The sequence below is a fragment of the Aquabacterium humicola genome (assembly GCF_030167915.1).
Classification (GTDB): Bacteria; Pseudomonadota; Gammaproteobacteria; order Burkholderiales; family Burkholderiaceae_C; genus Pseudaquabacterium; species Pseudaquabacterium humicola.
This window is the reverse complement of record NZ_JARGNB010000001.1, coordinates 724,100-739,158: the sequence shown is the minus strand read 5'-3', so window position 1 is coordinate 739,158 and position 15,059 is coordinate 724,100. Positions and strand designations below refer to the sequence as shown.

The 15,059-nt window shown below is 71.6% G+C and carries 10 protein-coding genes and 1 pseudogene; 7 read left to right on the top strand and 4 right to left on the bottom strand.

Going from position 1 to position 15,059, the window contains the following annotated elements:
• Positions 1-53 precede the first annotated feature (53 nt).
• The 6 genes and pseudogenes from P1K89_RS03405 to P1K89_RS03375 all read left to right on the top strand — a co-directional run bounded on the left by P1K89_RS03405 (position 54) and on the right by P1K89_RS03375 (position 7,302).
• Positions 54-2,683, top strand: a pseudogene (locus P1K89_RS03405) (4Fe-4S binding protein).
• On the top strand, positions 2,680-3,951 hold the full coding sequence (locus tag P1K89_RS03395; protein WP_439897949.1) for a nitrous oxide reductase family maturation protein NosD: 1,272 nt from the start codon (positions 2,680-2,682) through the stop codon (positions 3,949-3,951). The pseudogene P1K89_RS03405 and the gene P1K89_RS03395 overlap by 4 nt, the downstream one beginning before the upstream one ends.
• Before the next feature lie 6 nt (positions 3,952-3,957).
• Entirely contained in the window at positions 3,958-4,926 is a 969-nt protein-coding gene (locus P1K89_RS03390; protein WP_284614947.1) for an ABC transporter ATP-binding protein, read from the top strand.
• Positions 4,926-5,750, top strand: coding sequence for an ABC transporter permease (locus tag P1K89_RS03385; RefSeq protein WP_284616304.1), 825 nt, complete (start codon positions 4,926-4,928; stop codon positions 5,748-5,750). Before P1K89_RS03390 ends, P1K89_RS03385 begins: the two co-directional genes overlap by 1 nt.
• Positions 5,751-5,767: 17 nt before the next feature.
• Positions 5,768-6,301, top strand: a complete 534-nt coding sequence (locus P1K89_RS03380) for a nitrous oxide reductase accessory protein NosL (RefSeq protein WP_284616303.1) — start codon at positions 5,768-5,770, stop codon at positions 6,299-6,301.
• A gap of 83 nt (positions 6,302-6,384) precedes the next feature.
• Positions 6,385-7,302, top strand: a complete 918-nt coding sequence (locus P1K89_RS03375; RefSeq protein WP_284614946.1) for a DMT family transporter — start codon at positions 6,385-6,387, stop codon at positions 7,300-7,302.
• Between the two features lie 10 nt (positions 7,303-7,312).
• On the opposite strand, the gene P1K89_RS03370 is transcribed toward P1K89_RS03375, so the two are convergent.
• The 4 genes from P1K89_RS03370 to P1K89_RS03355 all read right to left on the bottom strand — a co-directional run bounded on the left by P1K89_RS03370 (position 7,313) and on the right by P1K89_RS03355 (position 11,747).
• Positions 7,313-8,020, bottom strand: a complete 708-nt coding sequence (locus tag P1K89_RS03370) for a hypothetical protein (RefSeq protein WP_284616302.1) — start codon at positions 8,018-8,020, stop codon at positions 7,313-7,315.
• Between the two features lie 96 nt (positions 8,021-8,116).
• The gene (gene ipdC / locus P1K89_RS03365) at positions 8,117-9,748 is read right to left on the bottom strand and encodes an indolepyruvate/phenylpyruvate decarboxylase (RefSeq protein WP_284614945.1); all 1,632 of its coding nucleotides are present in this window, start codon (positions 9,746-9,748) and stop codon (positions 8,117-8,119) included.
• Positions 9,749-9,834: 86 nt separating this feature from the next.
• Entirely contained in the window at positions 9,835-10,230 is a 396-nt protein-coding gene (locus P1K89_RS03360) for a VOC family protein (protein ID WP_284614944.1), read from the bottom strand.
• A gap of 548 nt (positions 10,231-10,778) precedes the next feature.
• On the bottom strand, positions 10,779-11,747 hold the full coding sequence (locus tag P1K89_RS03355) for a threo-3-hydroxy-L-aspartate ammonia-lyase (RefSeq protein ID WP_284614943.1): 969 nt from the start codon (positions 11,745-11,747) through the stop codon (positions 10,779-10,781).
• A gap of 389 nt (positions 11,748-12,136) precedes the next feature.
• Between P1K89_RS03355 and P1K89_RS03350 the strand changes: the two genes are divergently transcribed.
• Entirely contained in the window at positions 12,137-14,998 is a 2,862-nt protein-coding gene (locus tag P1K89_RS03350) for a beta strand repeat-containing protein (RefSeq protein ID WP_284614942.1), read from the top strand.
• Positions 14,999-15,059: the final 61 nt, after the last annotated feature.

Sequence of the window (15,059 nt, the reverse complement as noted above, 5' to 3'; positions counted from 1 at the left end):
CAAGGGGGCGACACCAGCGGCCCGGCAGAGCCGGTTCCGCGGTGTCCGCTTGAATGCACGCCTTTGCCATGTCACTTGTCTTTCGCTGGCTTCTACTTCTGGCGTGCTTCACTGCCCCTTCGGCGTCCTGGTCTGGCGCCTACGAAGCCGAGCTGCCCGATCAGATCCACAGCAGCAAGCGCCTGTGCGACTTCGCGCCGTGCAAGGACGTCTTCCCGGGCGCCACCTCGTTCGGCGAGCGCAAGGGCCAGCCGCCCTACGTCGAGGCCTTCGCCGGCGACAAGCTCGCCGGCTACGTGATGCTGTCGACCGACATCACCGACATCCCGGCCTATTCCGGCAAGCCGGTGGTCACGCTGATCGGCATGGACCTGAAGGGCCGCTTCGTCGGCGTGAAGGTGCTCAAGCATTCCGAGCCGATCCTGCTGCTCGGCATCCCCGAGTCGGCGCTGATCAAGTTCAACGAGCAGTACCTCGGCAAGTTCGTCGGCGACAAGCTCGAGATCGGCGCGTCCAGGGCCGACGAGCAGGCCATCGGGCTCGACGCGATCTCCGGCGCCACCGTCACGGTGATCGCGCAGAACCAGGTCATGATGACGTCGGGCCAGGCGGTCGCGAAGCAGACCGGCATCCTCGCGCCGACCTTGCGCCCGCAGGCCACCTTCGCCGAGCGCGGCGACCGGCCCAGCTGGCAGCAGCTGGTCGACGAAGGCAGCGTGCAGCGCCTGGTGGTGCAGGCGCAGCAGGTCGGGCGGGATGTCTCTGCGGGGGGCCGCGCGCCGTTCATCGAGCTGTGGTTCGGCGGCCTCGACCATCCGGACATCGGCCGCGCGCTGCTGGGCGATGCCGGCTGGTTGAACCTGCGCTCGCGGCTGGCACCGCACGAGCACGCGATCTTCGTCGTGCGCACCGCGGGCAGTGAATCCTTCAAGGGCTCTGGCTTCGTGCGCGGCGGCCTCTACGACCGCGTGCACGTGCGCCAGGGCAGCGACACCTTCACTTTCCGCGACCTCGACTACGTCAACCTCTACGGCCTGGAGGCCGCCGGCGCACCGGCGGTGACCGAGTCGGCGATCTTCATCGTGCGCGGCCAGGGCTTCTCGGCCGCCTACCCGTGGAAGCTGGCCTTCCTCGGCAACCGGGTCGACCGCGCCACCGGCACGCGCAGCTTCGCGCGCTTCGATGCCGAGACCTGGCTGCCCGCTGCGCGCTTGGCAAACGGCCGGCCGGTCATCGAGGAACCCGAAGCCGCGTGGCAGCGCGTGTGGTCGGCCAAGGCGCCGCAGATCGCCGCCTTCGCCGCGATGCTGATCGCGCTGGGCGTGGTCTATTCGCAGCGCGAGCGCCTGACGCGCCACTCGACCCGCCGCAACAAGTGGCCGGTCAATGCCTTCAAGTATTCGTTCTGGCTTGCCGGCATCGGGCTCGTCGGCTTCGGCCTGATGGCGCAGCCCTCGATCACGCAGGTGCTGACCTGGTTCCACGCGCTGCTGTTCCACTGGGAGTGGCAGCTCTTCCTCAGCGACCCGTTCATCTTCCTGTTCTGGGTCTTCATCATCGCCACCGTCTTCATCTGGGGCCGGGGCCTGTTCTGCGGCTGGATCTGCCCGTTCGGCTCGCTGTCGGAGCTGCTCTACAAGCTCGGCGGCGCAGTGGGGCTCAAGCGCTTCCAGTTCTCGGTGCCGCGGCGCTGGCACGACCGGCTGAAGTGGGTGAAGTACGGCGTGTTCTTCGGCCTGGTCGCGGTGTCGATGTTCTCGATGCCGGTCGCCGAGATGCTCGCCGAGGTCGAGCCCTTCAAGACCACCTTCTTAGTCGGCTGGGGCCAGCGCGCGTGGCCGTACACGCTGTTCATGGCGGTGCTGCTGGGCCTGTCGATCTTCGTCGAGCGGCCGTTCTGCAAGTACCTGTGCCCGCTGGGCGCGTCGCTGGCGATGCCGTCGACCTTCCGCTGGTTCGGCCTGCGCCGCAAGCAGGAGTGCAGCACGTGCAAGGCCTGCGCTGTCGGCTGCGGCGCGCAGGCGATCGATGCGCACGGCCGCATCGACCACCGCGAATGCCTGCACTGCCTCGACTGCATGGTGCTCTACACCGACACGCATGCCTGCCCGCCGCTGGCCAAGGAACGCAAGCGTCGTGAAGCCGCGGGCCTGCCCTTGACGCGTATCAATCGCGACGGCTACTTCATCCCCATCATCCCGGTCCAGGAATGAAGACGAACCCGACCATGGTCGACCCCCGCATGCCCACGCCCGCCGCGACGCCTGCCTATGCGCAGGGCGAGCCGGGCCTGTGCGGCTGGATCTGCGCCGAAGCCTGGGACCACCTGTGGCCGTGGCGCAGCGGCGTCGTGCGCCCCGAGGACACGCGCGGCTTCGGCCCGCGCAGCACGCTGCGCCTGGCCAGCTACGCGCTGGCAACGGCCGCCACCGTGATGTGGGCATTGGCCTTGAGCGGCGGCCTGCGCGCCGGCGCGATCATCGGCTGGTGGTTCGGCTGGAGCGTGCTCGAGGTCTTGATCCGCCTGCGCGACAAGCGCTACGTGAAGGACGGCCCGTGGTGGGGCCGGCGCTACCGCGTCGCGAGCGTGATGGACATGCTGAGCTACGTCGGCTTCAAGAACCTGCTGATCGGCGCGGCGCTGTTCCTCGCGCTGAAGGCGGCCGGGAGGTTCATCGCATGAAGACGCGCTGGATCGGCCTGCTGTTCGCGCTCTGGATGCTGCTGTGGATCGACGCGGCCAGCGCGGCCGGCCCGGCGACCCGCAGCGTGCGCGCCGGCGAGGCCATCCAGCCCGCGCTCGACGCCGCCGCCCCGGGCGACGTGATCGAGGTGCAGCCCGGCCACTACGCCGGCAACCTGAAGATCAGCAAGCCGCTCACTTTGCGCGGCATCGGCCGGCCGACGATCTCCGGCGGCCTGCAGGGCGACACCATCCGCATCGCCGCGACCGACGTGACCCTCGAGGGCCTGATCGTGCGCGACTCGGGCGACAGCCTGCTGGCGCAGAACGCCGGCATCTACGTGGCGCCCGGATCGCACCGCGCGCTGGTGCGCGGCAACGACCTGGTCTACAACCTGTTCGGCCTGTGGATCGAGAAGGCCGACGGCGTGACGGTGGAGCGCAACCTGATCGTCGGCAAGCGCGACTACGGCTCTTCGCAGCGCGGCAACGGCGTGCAGCTGTACAACACCAAGGGCGCGCGCATCATCGGCAACAACATCTCGTTCGTGCGCGACGCGCTCTACGTCGACGTCTCGCACGACGCGATCTTCCGCGCCAACCGGCTGCACCACAGCCGCTACGGCACGCACTACATGAACTCCTACCGCAACCTGTGGGAGGACAACGAGAGCTTCCGCAACCGCGGCGGCCTGGCGCTGATGGAAGTGAAGGACCAGGTCGTGCGCCGCAACAAGGCCTGGGGCAATACCGACCACGGCATCATGCTGCGCACGCTGCAGGACTCGGTGATCGAGGACAACGTGGTCAGCGGCAACGCGCGCGGCTTCTTCATCTACGACGTCGAGTACGCCACGCTGCGCCGCAACGTGGTCACCAACAACCAGGTCGGCGTGCACCTCGCGGCCGGCTCGACGCGCAACGTCGTCGAGCGCAACGACTTCATCGGCAACCGCGAGCAGGTGCGCTACGTCGGCTCGAAGGACGAGACCTGGGGCAAGGACGAAGGCAACCACTGGAGCAACTACGTCGGCTGGGACCGCGACGGCGACGGCCGCGGCGACGTGCGCTACGAAGCCAACGACGTCGTCGACCGCCTGGTCTGGCAGCACCCCGAAGCCAAGCTGCTGCTGGCCGCGCCCGCGGTGCAGGCGATGCGCCTGGTGGCGCAGCAGTTCCCGGTGCTGCGCGTGCCCAGCGTGATCGATCCCAAGCCGCGGATGAAGCCGACGGCGGCGCCCGCGACCAGCGCGGCCGCGCTGCGCTGAAAGGACATGATGCGTTCCCCCGTCACCCGTGTCGCCGATGCCGTCGTGCTGCGCGGCGTCGTGCGCCACTTCGGCGCTGTGCATGCCGTCGACGGCGTCGACCTCGAGGTCGAGCGCGGCGAGCTGTTCGGCCTGATCGGCCACAACGGCGCCGGCAAGAGCACGCTGATCCGGCTGATGCTCGGGCTGATCGAGCCCGGCGCCGGCGAGATCCGCATCGACGGCCAGCCGGTCAACGGCCGGGGCTTTCGCGACGTGCGGCGGCGCATCGGCTGGCTGCCGGAGAACGTCGTGCTGTACGACAACCTGAGCGGCCACGAGACGATGGCCTACTTCGCCAAGCTCAAGGGCGCCGACCGTGCCGAGATCGGCCCGCTGCTCGAGCGCGTGGGCCTGGCCGACGCGGCGCAGCGCCCGGTGCGCGAGTACAGCAAGGGCATGCGCCAGCGGCTGGGCTTCGCGCAGGCGCTGCTGGGCAAGCCGGCGGTGCTGTTCCTCGACGAGCCGACCACCGGCCTCGACCCCGCCGCGATCCGCGATTTCTACGCCACCCTGCGCGAGCTGCGCCAGGCCGGCACGACGGTGATCGTCACCTCGCACATCCTGGCCGAGCTGCAGGAGCGGGTCGACCGGCTCGCGCTGCTGGCGCATGGCCGCGTGCAGGCCACCGGCAGCGTGCAGCAGCTGCGCGAGCGCATGGCGCTGCCGCTGGACGTGTCGTTGCGCGCCACCTCCGTCGAGGCGCTGCCCGCGCTGCAGGCGGCACTCGCCGGGCTGCCGGTGCAGGACCTGTCCTGCGATGGCGCCGAGCTGCGCGCGCACCTGCCGCGCGCCTCGAAGATGGCGCTGCTGCGCGCGCTGGCCATGCTGCCGGCCGAGTGGGTCGACGACGTGCAGGTGCACGAGCCGACGCTGGAGGACGTCTACTTCGCGCTGCGCGAGAACCGGCAGCCCACCATCGGGAGTGCATCGTGATCGAGCTGCGCCAGGTCGCCGCCGTCGCCGGCAAGGAGTTCCGCGACCGCCTGCGCAACCGCTGGGTGCTGGCGGTGGCGCTGGTCTTCACCGTCTTCGCCGTCGTCATCGCCTGGTTCGGTGGTGCGCAGCAGGGCGCCGTCGGCCTGCGCTCGACCGAAGCGACGATCGCCAGCCTGGTCAGCCTCGTGATCTACCTGATCCCGCTGATCGCGCTGCTGCTGGGGTTCGACGCGGTGGTCGGCGAGCGCGAGCGCGGCACGCTGGAGCTGGTGCTCGCGCTGCCGATCACCCGGCTGGAGCTGCTGCTGGGCAAGTACCTCGGCCTCGCGGCGGCGCTCACCGCGTCGACGCTGGCGGGCTTCGGCGTCGTCGCGGGGGTGCTCGGCGCGCAGGCCGGGCGTTCGGCGCTGGAACCCTATGCCGGCTTCATCGCCGCGTCGGTGCTGCTGGGGCTGGCGTTTCTCAGCCTCGCGGTGCTGGTGTCGGTGCTGGCCTCGGACCGCGCGCGCGCCTCGGGCCTGGCGATCGCGCTGTGGTTCTTCTTCGTGCTGGTCTTCGACCTGCTGCTGCTGGGCCTCCTGGTGACCACCGGCGGCCGCATGGGCGACGCCGCGGCGGCCTTCCCCTACCTGCTGCTGCTCAATCCCGCGGACGTGTTCCGCATCCTCAATGTGTTTTCGCTCGAGGAGGTCCAGAACCTCTACGGGCTCACCGGCATCGTGCCGGCGCCGCTGGCCAAGCCCTGGCTGATGGCGCTGGTGATGCTGGGCTGGATCGCGGCGCCGCTGGCGGCGGCCGCCTGGAGGTTCCGTTCGCGATGAAGACGTCGACCCTTTCGATGAACCCGGCGCGCCGCCGCCTGTTCTGCGCGGCCTGCGCCGTGCCGTTCGCGGCGCTGGTCGCCGGCTGCGGCGACAGCAAGACCGAAGCCGCCAGCGCGGCGGCGCAGGACTTCACGAGCGCGACCACCTGCGAGCTCGACGGCATGTCGCTGGCCGACTACCCCGGCCCGAAGGCGCAGGTGCACTACGCCAACGCCGCCGCGCCGGTGTTCTTCTGCGACACGGTGGAGCTCTTCGCCGCGCTGCTGAACCCCGAGCAGGTGCGCGCCGTGCGCGCGGCCTACGTGCAGGACATGGCGCGCGCCGACTGGAACCAGCCGCGCGGCCACTGGATCGACGCGAAGAGCGCGTGGTTCGTGGTCGGCAGCAAGCGCCACGGCTCGATGGGCCCGACCTTCGCGAGCTTCGCGGCCGAGGACGCGGCACGCCAGTTCGCCGGCCAGCACGGCGGCAAGGCGCTGCGCTATGCCGAGGTCAAGCCCGACATGGCCGACCTGTCGGGCGGCGCGAAGCACGACGCGCGCATGTAGCCGAACCCGCCGGCACCGCCAGCAGCGCCGGATCGCGCCGGCCCGCGAAACCCCGCCGCGCGCGGCCACGGCATGATCGGCCCATGTCCTCGTCGATCCATACCGCCGCCAACCGTCGCGGCATGGCCTGCATGTCCGCGGCCATGGTCTGCTTCGTCATCAACGACATGCTGATGAAGAAGCTGGGGGAATCGCTGCCGCTGGCGCAGCTGATCTTCGTGCGCGGCATCGTCGCATCGCTGCTGGTGCTGGTCGCGGCGCACGCCACCGGCGCGACGCGCCACCTCGCCGCGGTGACCGATCGCCGCGTGCTGCTGCGCGCGCTGATCGATGCCGTCGGCAGCCTGGTCTTCCTGGCGTCGCTGATGCACCTGCCGCTGGCCAACGCGACGGCGATCAACCTCGCGTCGCCGCTGGTGATCGTCGTGCTCGCGGTGCTGGTGCAGGGCGAGCGGCCGGGGCCGACGCGCTGGCTGGCGGTGGCCGCGGGCTTCGCCGGCGTGCTGCTGATCGTGCAGCCGAGTGCCGCGGGCTTCAGCGGCTGGGCCTGGGTGTGCCTGGCCGGCACGCTGTGCCATGCCAGCCGCGACCTGATGACGCGCCGCATCGGCGCATCGGTGCCGGCGCTGATGGTGACCTTGGCCAACGCCGTCAGCGTGACCGCGGCGGCCGGCTTGTGGATGAGCACGTCCGGCTGGCAGCCGATCGGGTGGCCGCAGGGCGCGCTGGTGCTGCTGACCGCGACGCTGCTGTCGGCCGGCTACTGGCTGATCGTGCTGGCGATGCAGGCGGGCGAGATGTCGGTGGTCGCGCCGTTCCGCTACGTCGCGCTGCTCGCCGCGCTGCTGCTGGGCTGGCTGGTGTGGGGCGACCTGCCGAACGCGCTCGCCAGCGGCGGCATCGTGCTGCTGCTGGCCGCCGGCGTCTACCTGCTGCACGAGCAGCGCGCCGCGGCCGCGGCGCGGGCGGTGGTCGCGGCGGGGCCGGCGGGCGGCGGTTGATCGTGGGCCGCTAGCGCGCCGTGCCGTCGTCGGCGTCGGCGGCATCGTGTGCCGCGCCGGCGCCGAGGCCCACGCCCATGCCGAGGCCGGCACCGCCGGCGCCCCGTCCGCCGCCGCCACGCGCGCCGCCAGCACCGCCGCCCGCACCGCCGCCGCGTTCATTGCGGCCGCCGCGCGCAGCGCCGGTCGCAGGCCGCAACGGACCTTGCTTCGGGATGCCGAGCTCGGACGGCACCGGCTCGAGGTCCAGCACGTCGCGGATGAAGCTGCGCAGCGAGATCACCAGCGCAGCGGTCTCGACCGGGCGCCCGGCCACCATGTCGTTGGCCGCCTGGACCGCCAGGCGCACCTGGTCGGCGGTGCCGAGCAGGAGCACGTCCGACAGCGCCGCCTCGACCGCATCGCGCACCCGCCGCCGCCGCTCGGCGCCGGGTGACGAGGGGTCCGACACCGCGCCATCCGCCGGCGCCTGGCGCAGCTCGCGCAGGTGGCTCGGATCGACCGCCAGCTCGCCGGTGAACGAGCCGCCCAGCGTCTTGTACGCGGCGATCAGCGTCTTCAGCCGCTCGTTGATCTGGCGGTTCTCGCGTTCGCGCCGCTGCTGCACCGTGTGCATCAGCAGCAGCCGGATGCCGATCGCGATCACCGAGACGAGGACCAGGCCGAGCAGCGTGGTCAGCGCGCCCTGCCAGGTGCTGAAGTCGAAGGCACTGCGCATGCGGAAGGTCCCCGGCAGCATGGATGCCCACCGCGGGCAAGCCGGATGCCTTGCCGGTAGGTGCCTGCGGTGGCGAGACGAACGCGGTGGGGCGTGTCAGCCCGCCGACAGGCGTTTCACCGCGCCGACGAAGCGCGCCAGCGTCGGCGAGCAGGCGCCGGGCGCGAGGCGCACGTCGATCAGCTGGAAGCGGCCGCGGGTGGCGTGCGCGCGGGCCAGCGCGGCGTCGAGCTCGGCGCCGGTCGACACAGCCTGGCCGTCGCCACCCATGCCGGCGGCCATCGACGCGAAGTCCCAGCGGTCGAGGTCGTTGAAGCGGGCCCCGGGCTCGAAGACGCGCAGCATCTCCCAGCCGGCGTTGTTGAACACCAGCACGATCGGGTCGACGCCGCAGCGGCGCGCGTTGCCGAGCTCCCAGCCGGTCATCTGGAACGCCCCGTCGCCGACCAGCACGATCGGCCGCAGGCCCGTCGCCACCTGCAGGCCGATGGCCGCCGGCACGCCGTAGCCCATGCCGGCGTAGTAGCCGGGCGCGATCAGCGCGGTCGGCAGCAGGTCCATCGCGGTGAACAGGCAGTCGCCGACGTCGCAGGCCACCGGCAGCGTGCCGTGGCGCTGCATCAGCCGGTTGACCGCGCGGGCGATGTCGGCCGGCACGACCGGCGTGTTGTCGCCCGCGGCCTCTTGCGCGCGTGCCGGCGTGGCAGCCGGCGCGGTCGGCGAGGCCGCGCCGGGGCGGGCCGTCGCGCGCTCCAGCAGCGCGTCGATCAGCCGTGCCAGCGGCACGTCCGGGTAGACGTGGTGGCCCATCACGACGCGGCCGTCGAGCGCCTGGATCGCATAGCGCAGGTCGATGCGCCGGCTGGAGACCGCGAAGTTGGTGTCCGAGACGATGACGCCCAGCAGCAGCAGCCCGTCGGAACCTTCGACCTCGGCCGAAACCGCCGGATCGCCGGCCAGGCCCAGGTAGGCGCCGCGCAGCGCGAGGCCGGTGCCCGTCAGCAGGCCGCGCCCCATGAAGCTGGTGACCACCGCAATGCCGAGCCGGCGCGCGAGCTCGGCCACCTTCTGCTCCAGGCCGTAGCGCCGCACCTCGACGCCGACCATCAGCACCGGCCGCTCCGCGCGCTGCAGGCGTTCGAGCAGTTCGTCGGCGCAGGCGGCGAGCGCCTGCTCGTCGACCGGCGCGGCCTGCGGGCGCGGCACCTCGGCGCAGGGCCTGGCCGGCATGTCGCGCGGGATCTCCAGGTACACCGGCCGCGAGGCCTGCAGCGCGGCATCGAGCACGCGCGCGATCTGCGCCGGCGCCTGGCGTGCGTCGTCCAGGCGCGCGCGGTCGACGGTGAGCTCCTCGAAGACGCGCCACTGCGAGTCGAGCGTCTTGACCTGGTGGTGCAGCAGCAGCCCGCTCGCGGCTTCGTGCGCCGCCGGCGCACCGGACAGCACGACCAGCGGCACACGCTCGGCATACGCCGCGGCCACCGCGTTGACGACGTTGAACGCACCGGCGCCGTAGGTGACGGCCGCGACACCCAGCCCGCCGCGCAGGCGCGAGGCGGCATCGGCCGCGAAGCCCACCGACGGCTCGTGGGAGAGCGTGTGCAGCGGCAGCTGCCCGCTGCGCTCGATCTCGCGGAACAGCGGCAGTGCGAAGTCGCCGGGAATGCCGAAGATCTCGGTCGCGCCGCGCAGCGCCAGCGCCTGCAGCAATCGGTCGGTGAGGTTCATGCCCGATTCTGGGCAAGGGGGTGCCTGCCGGCCTTGCGCCGGGTCAACGGTCGTGCACGGATCCGGTGCACGATCGTGCGGATTCGCTAACGCCTGATCGGCGCGTCAGATGCAAAGGCCAGCACGTGGCCGTCCGGGTCCAGCAGGTAACCGGCGCGGTGGCCCCAGTCGCGCGGCTGCACCGGGCTCAGCTCGACCGCGCCCGCCGCCAGCGCGCGTGCGTGGCAGGCGACAGGATCGTCGACCAGCAGGTACAGCTCGGCACGCGGCGTGCCGCGCGCGGCGCCCGGGTCGGGCAGGCGGTGGCCCAGCAGCCGCCAGATGCCGGCCTCGGGCATCAGGCCCAGCACCGCGCCGCCGTCGAGCGCGAACTCGGTCATGCCGGGCACGTCCAGGCGCGGTGCGCGGTCGAGCGCTGCACGCCAGAAGGCGGCGCTCGCCGCTTGGTCGGCGACATAGAGGATGAAGTGGGCGGTGGCCATTCGGGTCTCCCGGCGGTCGCGCGGCTGTGGGGTGCGTTGTGCCGCGATGCGCATGGCGATGGCACGGCGATGGGTTGGGGTTGCATAGACCGTCGCAATCGGTCAGGGCGCAATGCTGTTCGCCTGTCCATTCTGGGCCCGCTGCGGTCGTTCCCGTGTGTGGCCGAGCGACTGGCGATGTGTCGAGCGACAAAGGCGCGGGCGGGCAGGCCGCATCGCGCGAGTCCGGCGGTCGGCCCCTGGGGGGCCGACTTCCCGGGCTTGAGCGGCTCGGGGGCGCGCCGTCCATTTAGCTTCGCTCGCTGCGCTCGCTACGCACAGCGCCGGCGAGTCAGTTGTCGAAGCTCGCTGCGCTCGCCGCCCCCAAGCCGCTCAAGCCCGGCGCCTCCCACGCGCGCTGCGGCCTGCCCGCCCGCGCCTTTGCGAGTCACCGAGGACTTTGAAGGACCGCATGCCCGCACCCCGAGCCGCTCGGGCGCTCCACACCTTGCAGGACCAGCGGCATCAACGTCCGCTGCCGATAGCCCCGCAGTTGTGCTCGACCGCCTTCAGCCCGCCAGTAGCGCGCAGAACCGCGTCAAGTCGACATTGCCGCCGCTGACGATCACGCCGACCCGCTTTCCCGCCAGTTCGTCCTTCATGCGCCGCGCCGCGGCGAAGCCGAGCCCGCCGGTGGGCTCGACGATCAGCTTCATGCGCTCGGCCATGAAGCGCATCGCGTCGACCAGCTCGGCATCGCTGGCGGTCAGCACGTCGTCCACGTCGCGGCGGATGATGCCGAACGTGATCTGGCCGAGGTGCTGCGTCTGCGCGCCGTCGGCGATGGTCTGCGGCGTGTCGATGTGCACGATGGCCCCGCTGCGGAAGGATTGCTGGCCGTCGTTGCCGGCCGCGGGCTCGACGCCGTAGAGCTTGCACTCCGGCGACAGCGCGCGCGTGGCCAGCGCCGTGCCGGACAGCAGCCCGCCGCCGCCCAGCGGCACGAACAGCGCATCGAGCCGGCCGACCTCGTCGAACAGCTCCTTGGCGGCGGTGCCCTGCCCGGCCAGCACGTGCGGGTGGTCGTAGGGCGGGATCAAGGTCAGGCCGTGTTCCTGCGCCAGCCGGCGGCCGATCTGCTCGCGGTCCTCGGTGTAGCGGTCGTAGACGATCACCTGGCCGCCGTAGCCCTTGGTGGCGGCCACCTTCGCGGCCGGCGCGTCGTGCGGCATCACGATGGTCGCGGGAATGCCGAGCAGCTTCGCCGACAGCGCGATGGCCTGCGCATGGTTGCCCGACGAAAAGGCGACGACGCCGGCGCGCTTCTGCTCGGGCGTGAACTGCGACAGCGCGTTGAAGGCGCCGCGGAACTTGAACGCGCCCATGCGCTGCAGGTTCTCGCACTTGAAGAACAGCTGCGCGCCGAGCTGATCGTCGGCGGTGCGCGAGGTCATCACCGGCGTGCGATGCGCGTGGCCTTCGATGCGGCGCGCGGCGGCGGCGACATCGTCGTAGGTGGGCAGGGACAGGTCGGTCATGGCGATGACGGCGGGCGCGGATCGTTGGTCGGGCTTCATTGTCCGGCAAGCCCCCGGCCACTTTCCGGGCTCGCGGATGCAGGTGGGCGGTCGAAGCGCGCGGTGCCGGAGCTCCCTCCCATCCTCCTGGCCCCGCGGCGTCATCGACCGCCCGGAACGGCACTGTGCCGGCGGCCGCCGCCCATCGCCATCGCCCTGAAGAGGGCCCACGCGAGGGGGACGTCCGCCGGCACTGCGTCACACCCCGGACGCTCGCATTCGGGCAGCGCTTCGTGCAGTCGGTCACGGCCGGTCACGGTCCGGCCACCCGTTTTCTGCACGCCGGGTGCGTCCGTCCGGGATGGTCGGTCCGTAGGTGCCGGCGCAACAACCGAACAGGAAGGACTTCCATGACCGCCCGCACCACCGCCACCCTCCCCGCCGCCGTGACCACGAGCGCGCTGTCCGCCGTCGGCGCCCGTTTCTCCAAGGGCCTGCTCGACGTCACCGGCGATGCGCTGGACAACAACCTGGCGGTCTCGCGCAACGCGGCCGGCCAGCTGCTGGTCAACAAGGGCGCCATCGCGATCAGCGGCGGCACGCCCACCGTCGCCAACACCGTGCTCGTGATGCTGACCGGCGATGCCGGCAACGATGTGCTGGCGATCGACGAGTCGCTGGGCGCGCTGCCCGCGGCCGGCATGATCGGCGGTGCAGGCAACGACAGCCTGACCGGCGGCAGCGGCAACGACCGGCTCTCGGGCAACGAGGGCAACGACGTGGTGAACGGCAAGGGCGGCGCCGACCTGCTGTCCGGCGGCGACGGCAACGACACCATCATCGGCGGCGACGCCGACGACACGATGCTCGGTGAAGGCGGCGACGACCGCCTGATCTGGAACCCGGGCGACGACAGCGACCTCGTCGAAGGCGGCGATGGCATCGACACGGCCGAGGTCAATGGCGGCAACGGTGCCGAGCGCTTCACGATCACGACCACCGGCCTGCGCGTGCACATCGACCGGGTCGATCCGGCGCCGTTCAAGGTCGACGCCGGCACGATCGAACGCATCGCGCTGAATGCCAACGGCGGCGACGACGTGATCGATGCCAGCGGCCTGCAGGCCGCCAGCGCGGTGCAGCTGACGGTCGACGGCGGCGCCGGCAACGACAGCATCACCGGCAGCCAGGCCGCCGACGTGATGATCGGTGGCGACGGCAACGACATCCTCGACGGCAAGCGCGGCAACGACACCGCGCTGATGGGCGCCGGCGACGACCGCTTCACCTGGAACCCCGGCGACGGCAGCGACGTGCTCGAAGGCCAGGCCGGCCTCGACACGATGGTCTTCAACGGCGCCGCCGGCAACGAGCAGATGAGCTTCGAGGCCAACGGCGGCCGCGTGCGCTTCTTCCGCGACATCGGCAACATCGTGATGGACAACGACGACGTCGAGGTCGGCGTGGTCGCGGCGCTGGGCGGCACCGACACCATCACCGTCGGCGACATGACCGGCACCGACCAGACGCTGGTGCGCGTGGACCTGGCCGGCACGCTGGGCGGCACGGCCGGCGACGGCGCGGCCGACACGGTGAACGTGCGCGGCACGCAGGGCAAGGACACCGTGAGCATCGCGCCGCAGGCCGGCGGCGGCGTGCAGGTCAGCGGCCTCGCGGCGACGACGGTGGTCACGAACGCCGACGCCGGCGACGTGATCCGCGTGCTGGGCGAAGGCGGCGACGACACGCTCACTTCGAATGAAAGCAGCGGCGCGCTGCCCGCGCTGGCGCTCGACGGCGGCGCCGGCAACGACGCGGTCACCGGCGGCAGCGGTGCCGACCAGATCGACGGCGGCCTCGGCAACGACACGCTGCTGGGCAAGGGCGGCGCCGACGTGATGCGCGGCGGCGACGGCAACGACATCCTGACCGGCGGCGATGCCGACGACCAGATGTTCGGCGAAGGCGGCAACGACCGGCTGATCTGGAACCCGGGCGACGACACCGACCTCGTCGAAGGCGGCGACGGCACCGACACCGCCGAGGTCAACGGCGGCAACGGCGCCGAGCGCTTCACGATCACCACCGTCGGCGCGCGCGTGCACATCGACCGGATCGACCCGGCGCCGTTCAAGGTCGACGCCGGCACGATCGAGAGCATCGCGCTGAACACCAACGGCGGCGACGACGTGATCGATGCCAGCGGGCTGCAGGCCGCGAGCGCCGTGCAGCTGGTGGTCGACGGCGGCGCCGGCAACGACAGCATCACCGGCAGCCAAGCCGCCGACCTCTTCATCGGCGGCGACGGCAACGACAGCATCGACGGCAAGCGCGGCAACGACACCGCGCTGATGGGCGCCGGCGACGACCGCTTCACCTGGAACCCGGGCGACGGCAGCGACGTGCTCGAAGGCCAGGCCGGCCTCGACACGATGGTCTTCAACGGCGCCGCCGCCAGCGAGCAGATGAGCTTCCAGGCCAACGGCGGCCGGGTGATCTTCACCCGCGACATCGGCAACATCCTGATGGACAACGACGACGTCGAGGTCGGCGAGATCGCCGCGCTCGGCGGCTCGGACATCATCACGGTGAACGACCTGTCCGGCACCGACCAGACGCTGGTGCGCATCGACCTCGCGGCCACGCTCGGCGGCACGGTGGGCGACGGCCAGTTCGACCGGGTCAACGTGGTCGGCACCGCCGGCGACGACGTCGCGACCGTCAGCAACGATGCGAGCGGGCTGCATGTCGACGGCCTGGCCGCCTCGGTGGTGGTGACGCGCTTCGAGGACGGCACCGATCGCCTGACCGTCAGCATGCTGGCCGGCGACGACGTGATCGACGCATCGGCCGCGACCGTGGACCTGGTGCTCGAGGGCGGCGCCGGCAACGACATCCTGATCGGCGGCGCCGGCGACGACGTGCTCGATGGCGGCGACGGCGACGACGTGCTGCTGGGCGGCGGCGGCAACGACACCTTCATCGGCGGCGAGGTCACGATCCAGGGCTTCACCGCCGGCGCGGCGAGCAGCGACAAGATCGACCTGCGCGCGTTCGCGAAGACCTTCGATGCCTTCGACGACGTGCTGGCGCACGCGCGGCAGCGCGGCGGCATGGTCGAGCTGGACCTCGGCAACGGCGAACAGATGAACCTCCTCGGCGTGCGCATGGCCGACTTGGTCGCCGACGACTTCGTGTTCGGCCAGGTCACGCTGGTCGGCACCGCGGCGATCGATGCGCACGACGCGGCCTTCGCCGACGGCCTGTTTTGACCTGGGACACACACCCGGCATGCGGATTGCCCGCACCATCGGTTTCCCCCCGACAGCGCAA

Bases quoted from the DNA above. Each gene is read 5' to 3' on its own strand.
- P1K89_RS03370 (WP_284616302.1), bottom strand. From the start codon at position 8,020: ATGCGCAGTGCCTTCGACTTCAGCACCTGGCAGGGCGCGCTGACCACG.
- P1K89_RS03360 (WP_284614944.1), bottom strand. From the start codon at position 10,230: ATGGCCACCGCCCACTTCATCCTCTATGTCGCCGACCAAGCGGCGAGC.
- ipdC (WP_284614945.1), bottom strand. From the start codon at position 9,748: ATGAACCTCACCGACCGATTGCTGCAGGCGCTGGCGCTGCGCGGCGCG.
- P1K89_RS03350 (WP_284614942.1), top strand. From the start codon at position 12,137: ATGACCGCCCGCACCACCGCCACCCTCCCCGCCGCCGTGACCACGAGC.
- P1K89_RS03355 (WP_284614943.1), bottom strand. From the start codon at position 11,747: ATGACCGACCTGTCCCTGCCCACCTACGACGATGTCGCCGCCGCCGCG.
- P1K89_RS03395 (WP_439897949.1), top strand. From the start codon at position 2,680: ATGAAGACGCGCTGGATCGGCCTGCTGTTCGCGCTCTGGATGCTGCTG.
- P1K89_RS03375 (WP_284614946.1), top strand. From the start codon at position 6,385: ATGTCCTCGTCGATCCATACCGCCGCCAACCGTCGCGGCATGGCCTGC.
- P1K89_RS03390 (WP_284614947.1), top strand. From the start codon at position 3,958: ATGATGCGTTCCCCCGTCACCCGTGTCGCCGATGCCGTCGTGCTGCGC.
- P1K89_RS03380 (WP_284616303.1), top strand. From the start codon at position 5,768: ATGAACCCGGCGCGCCGCCGCCTGTTCTGCGCGGCCTGCGCCGTGCCG.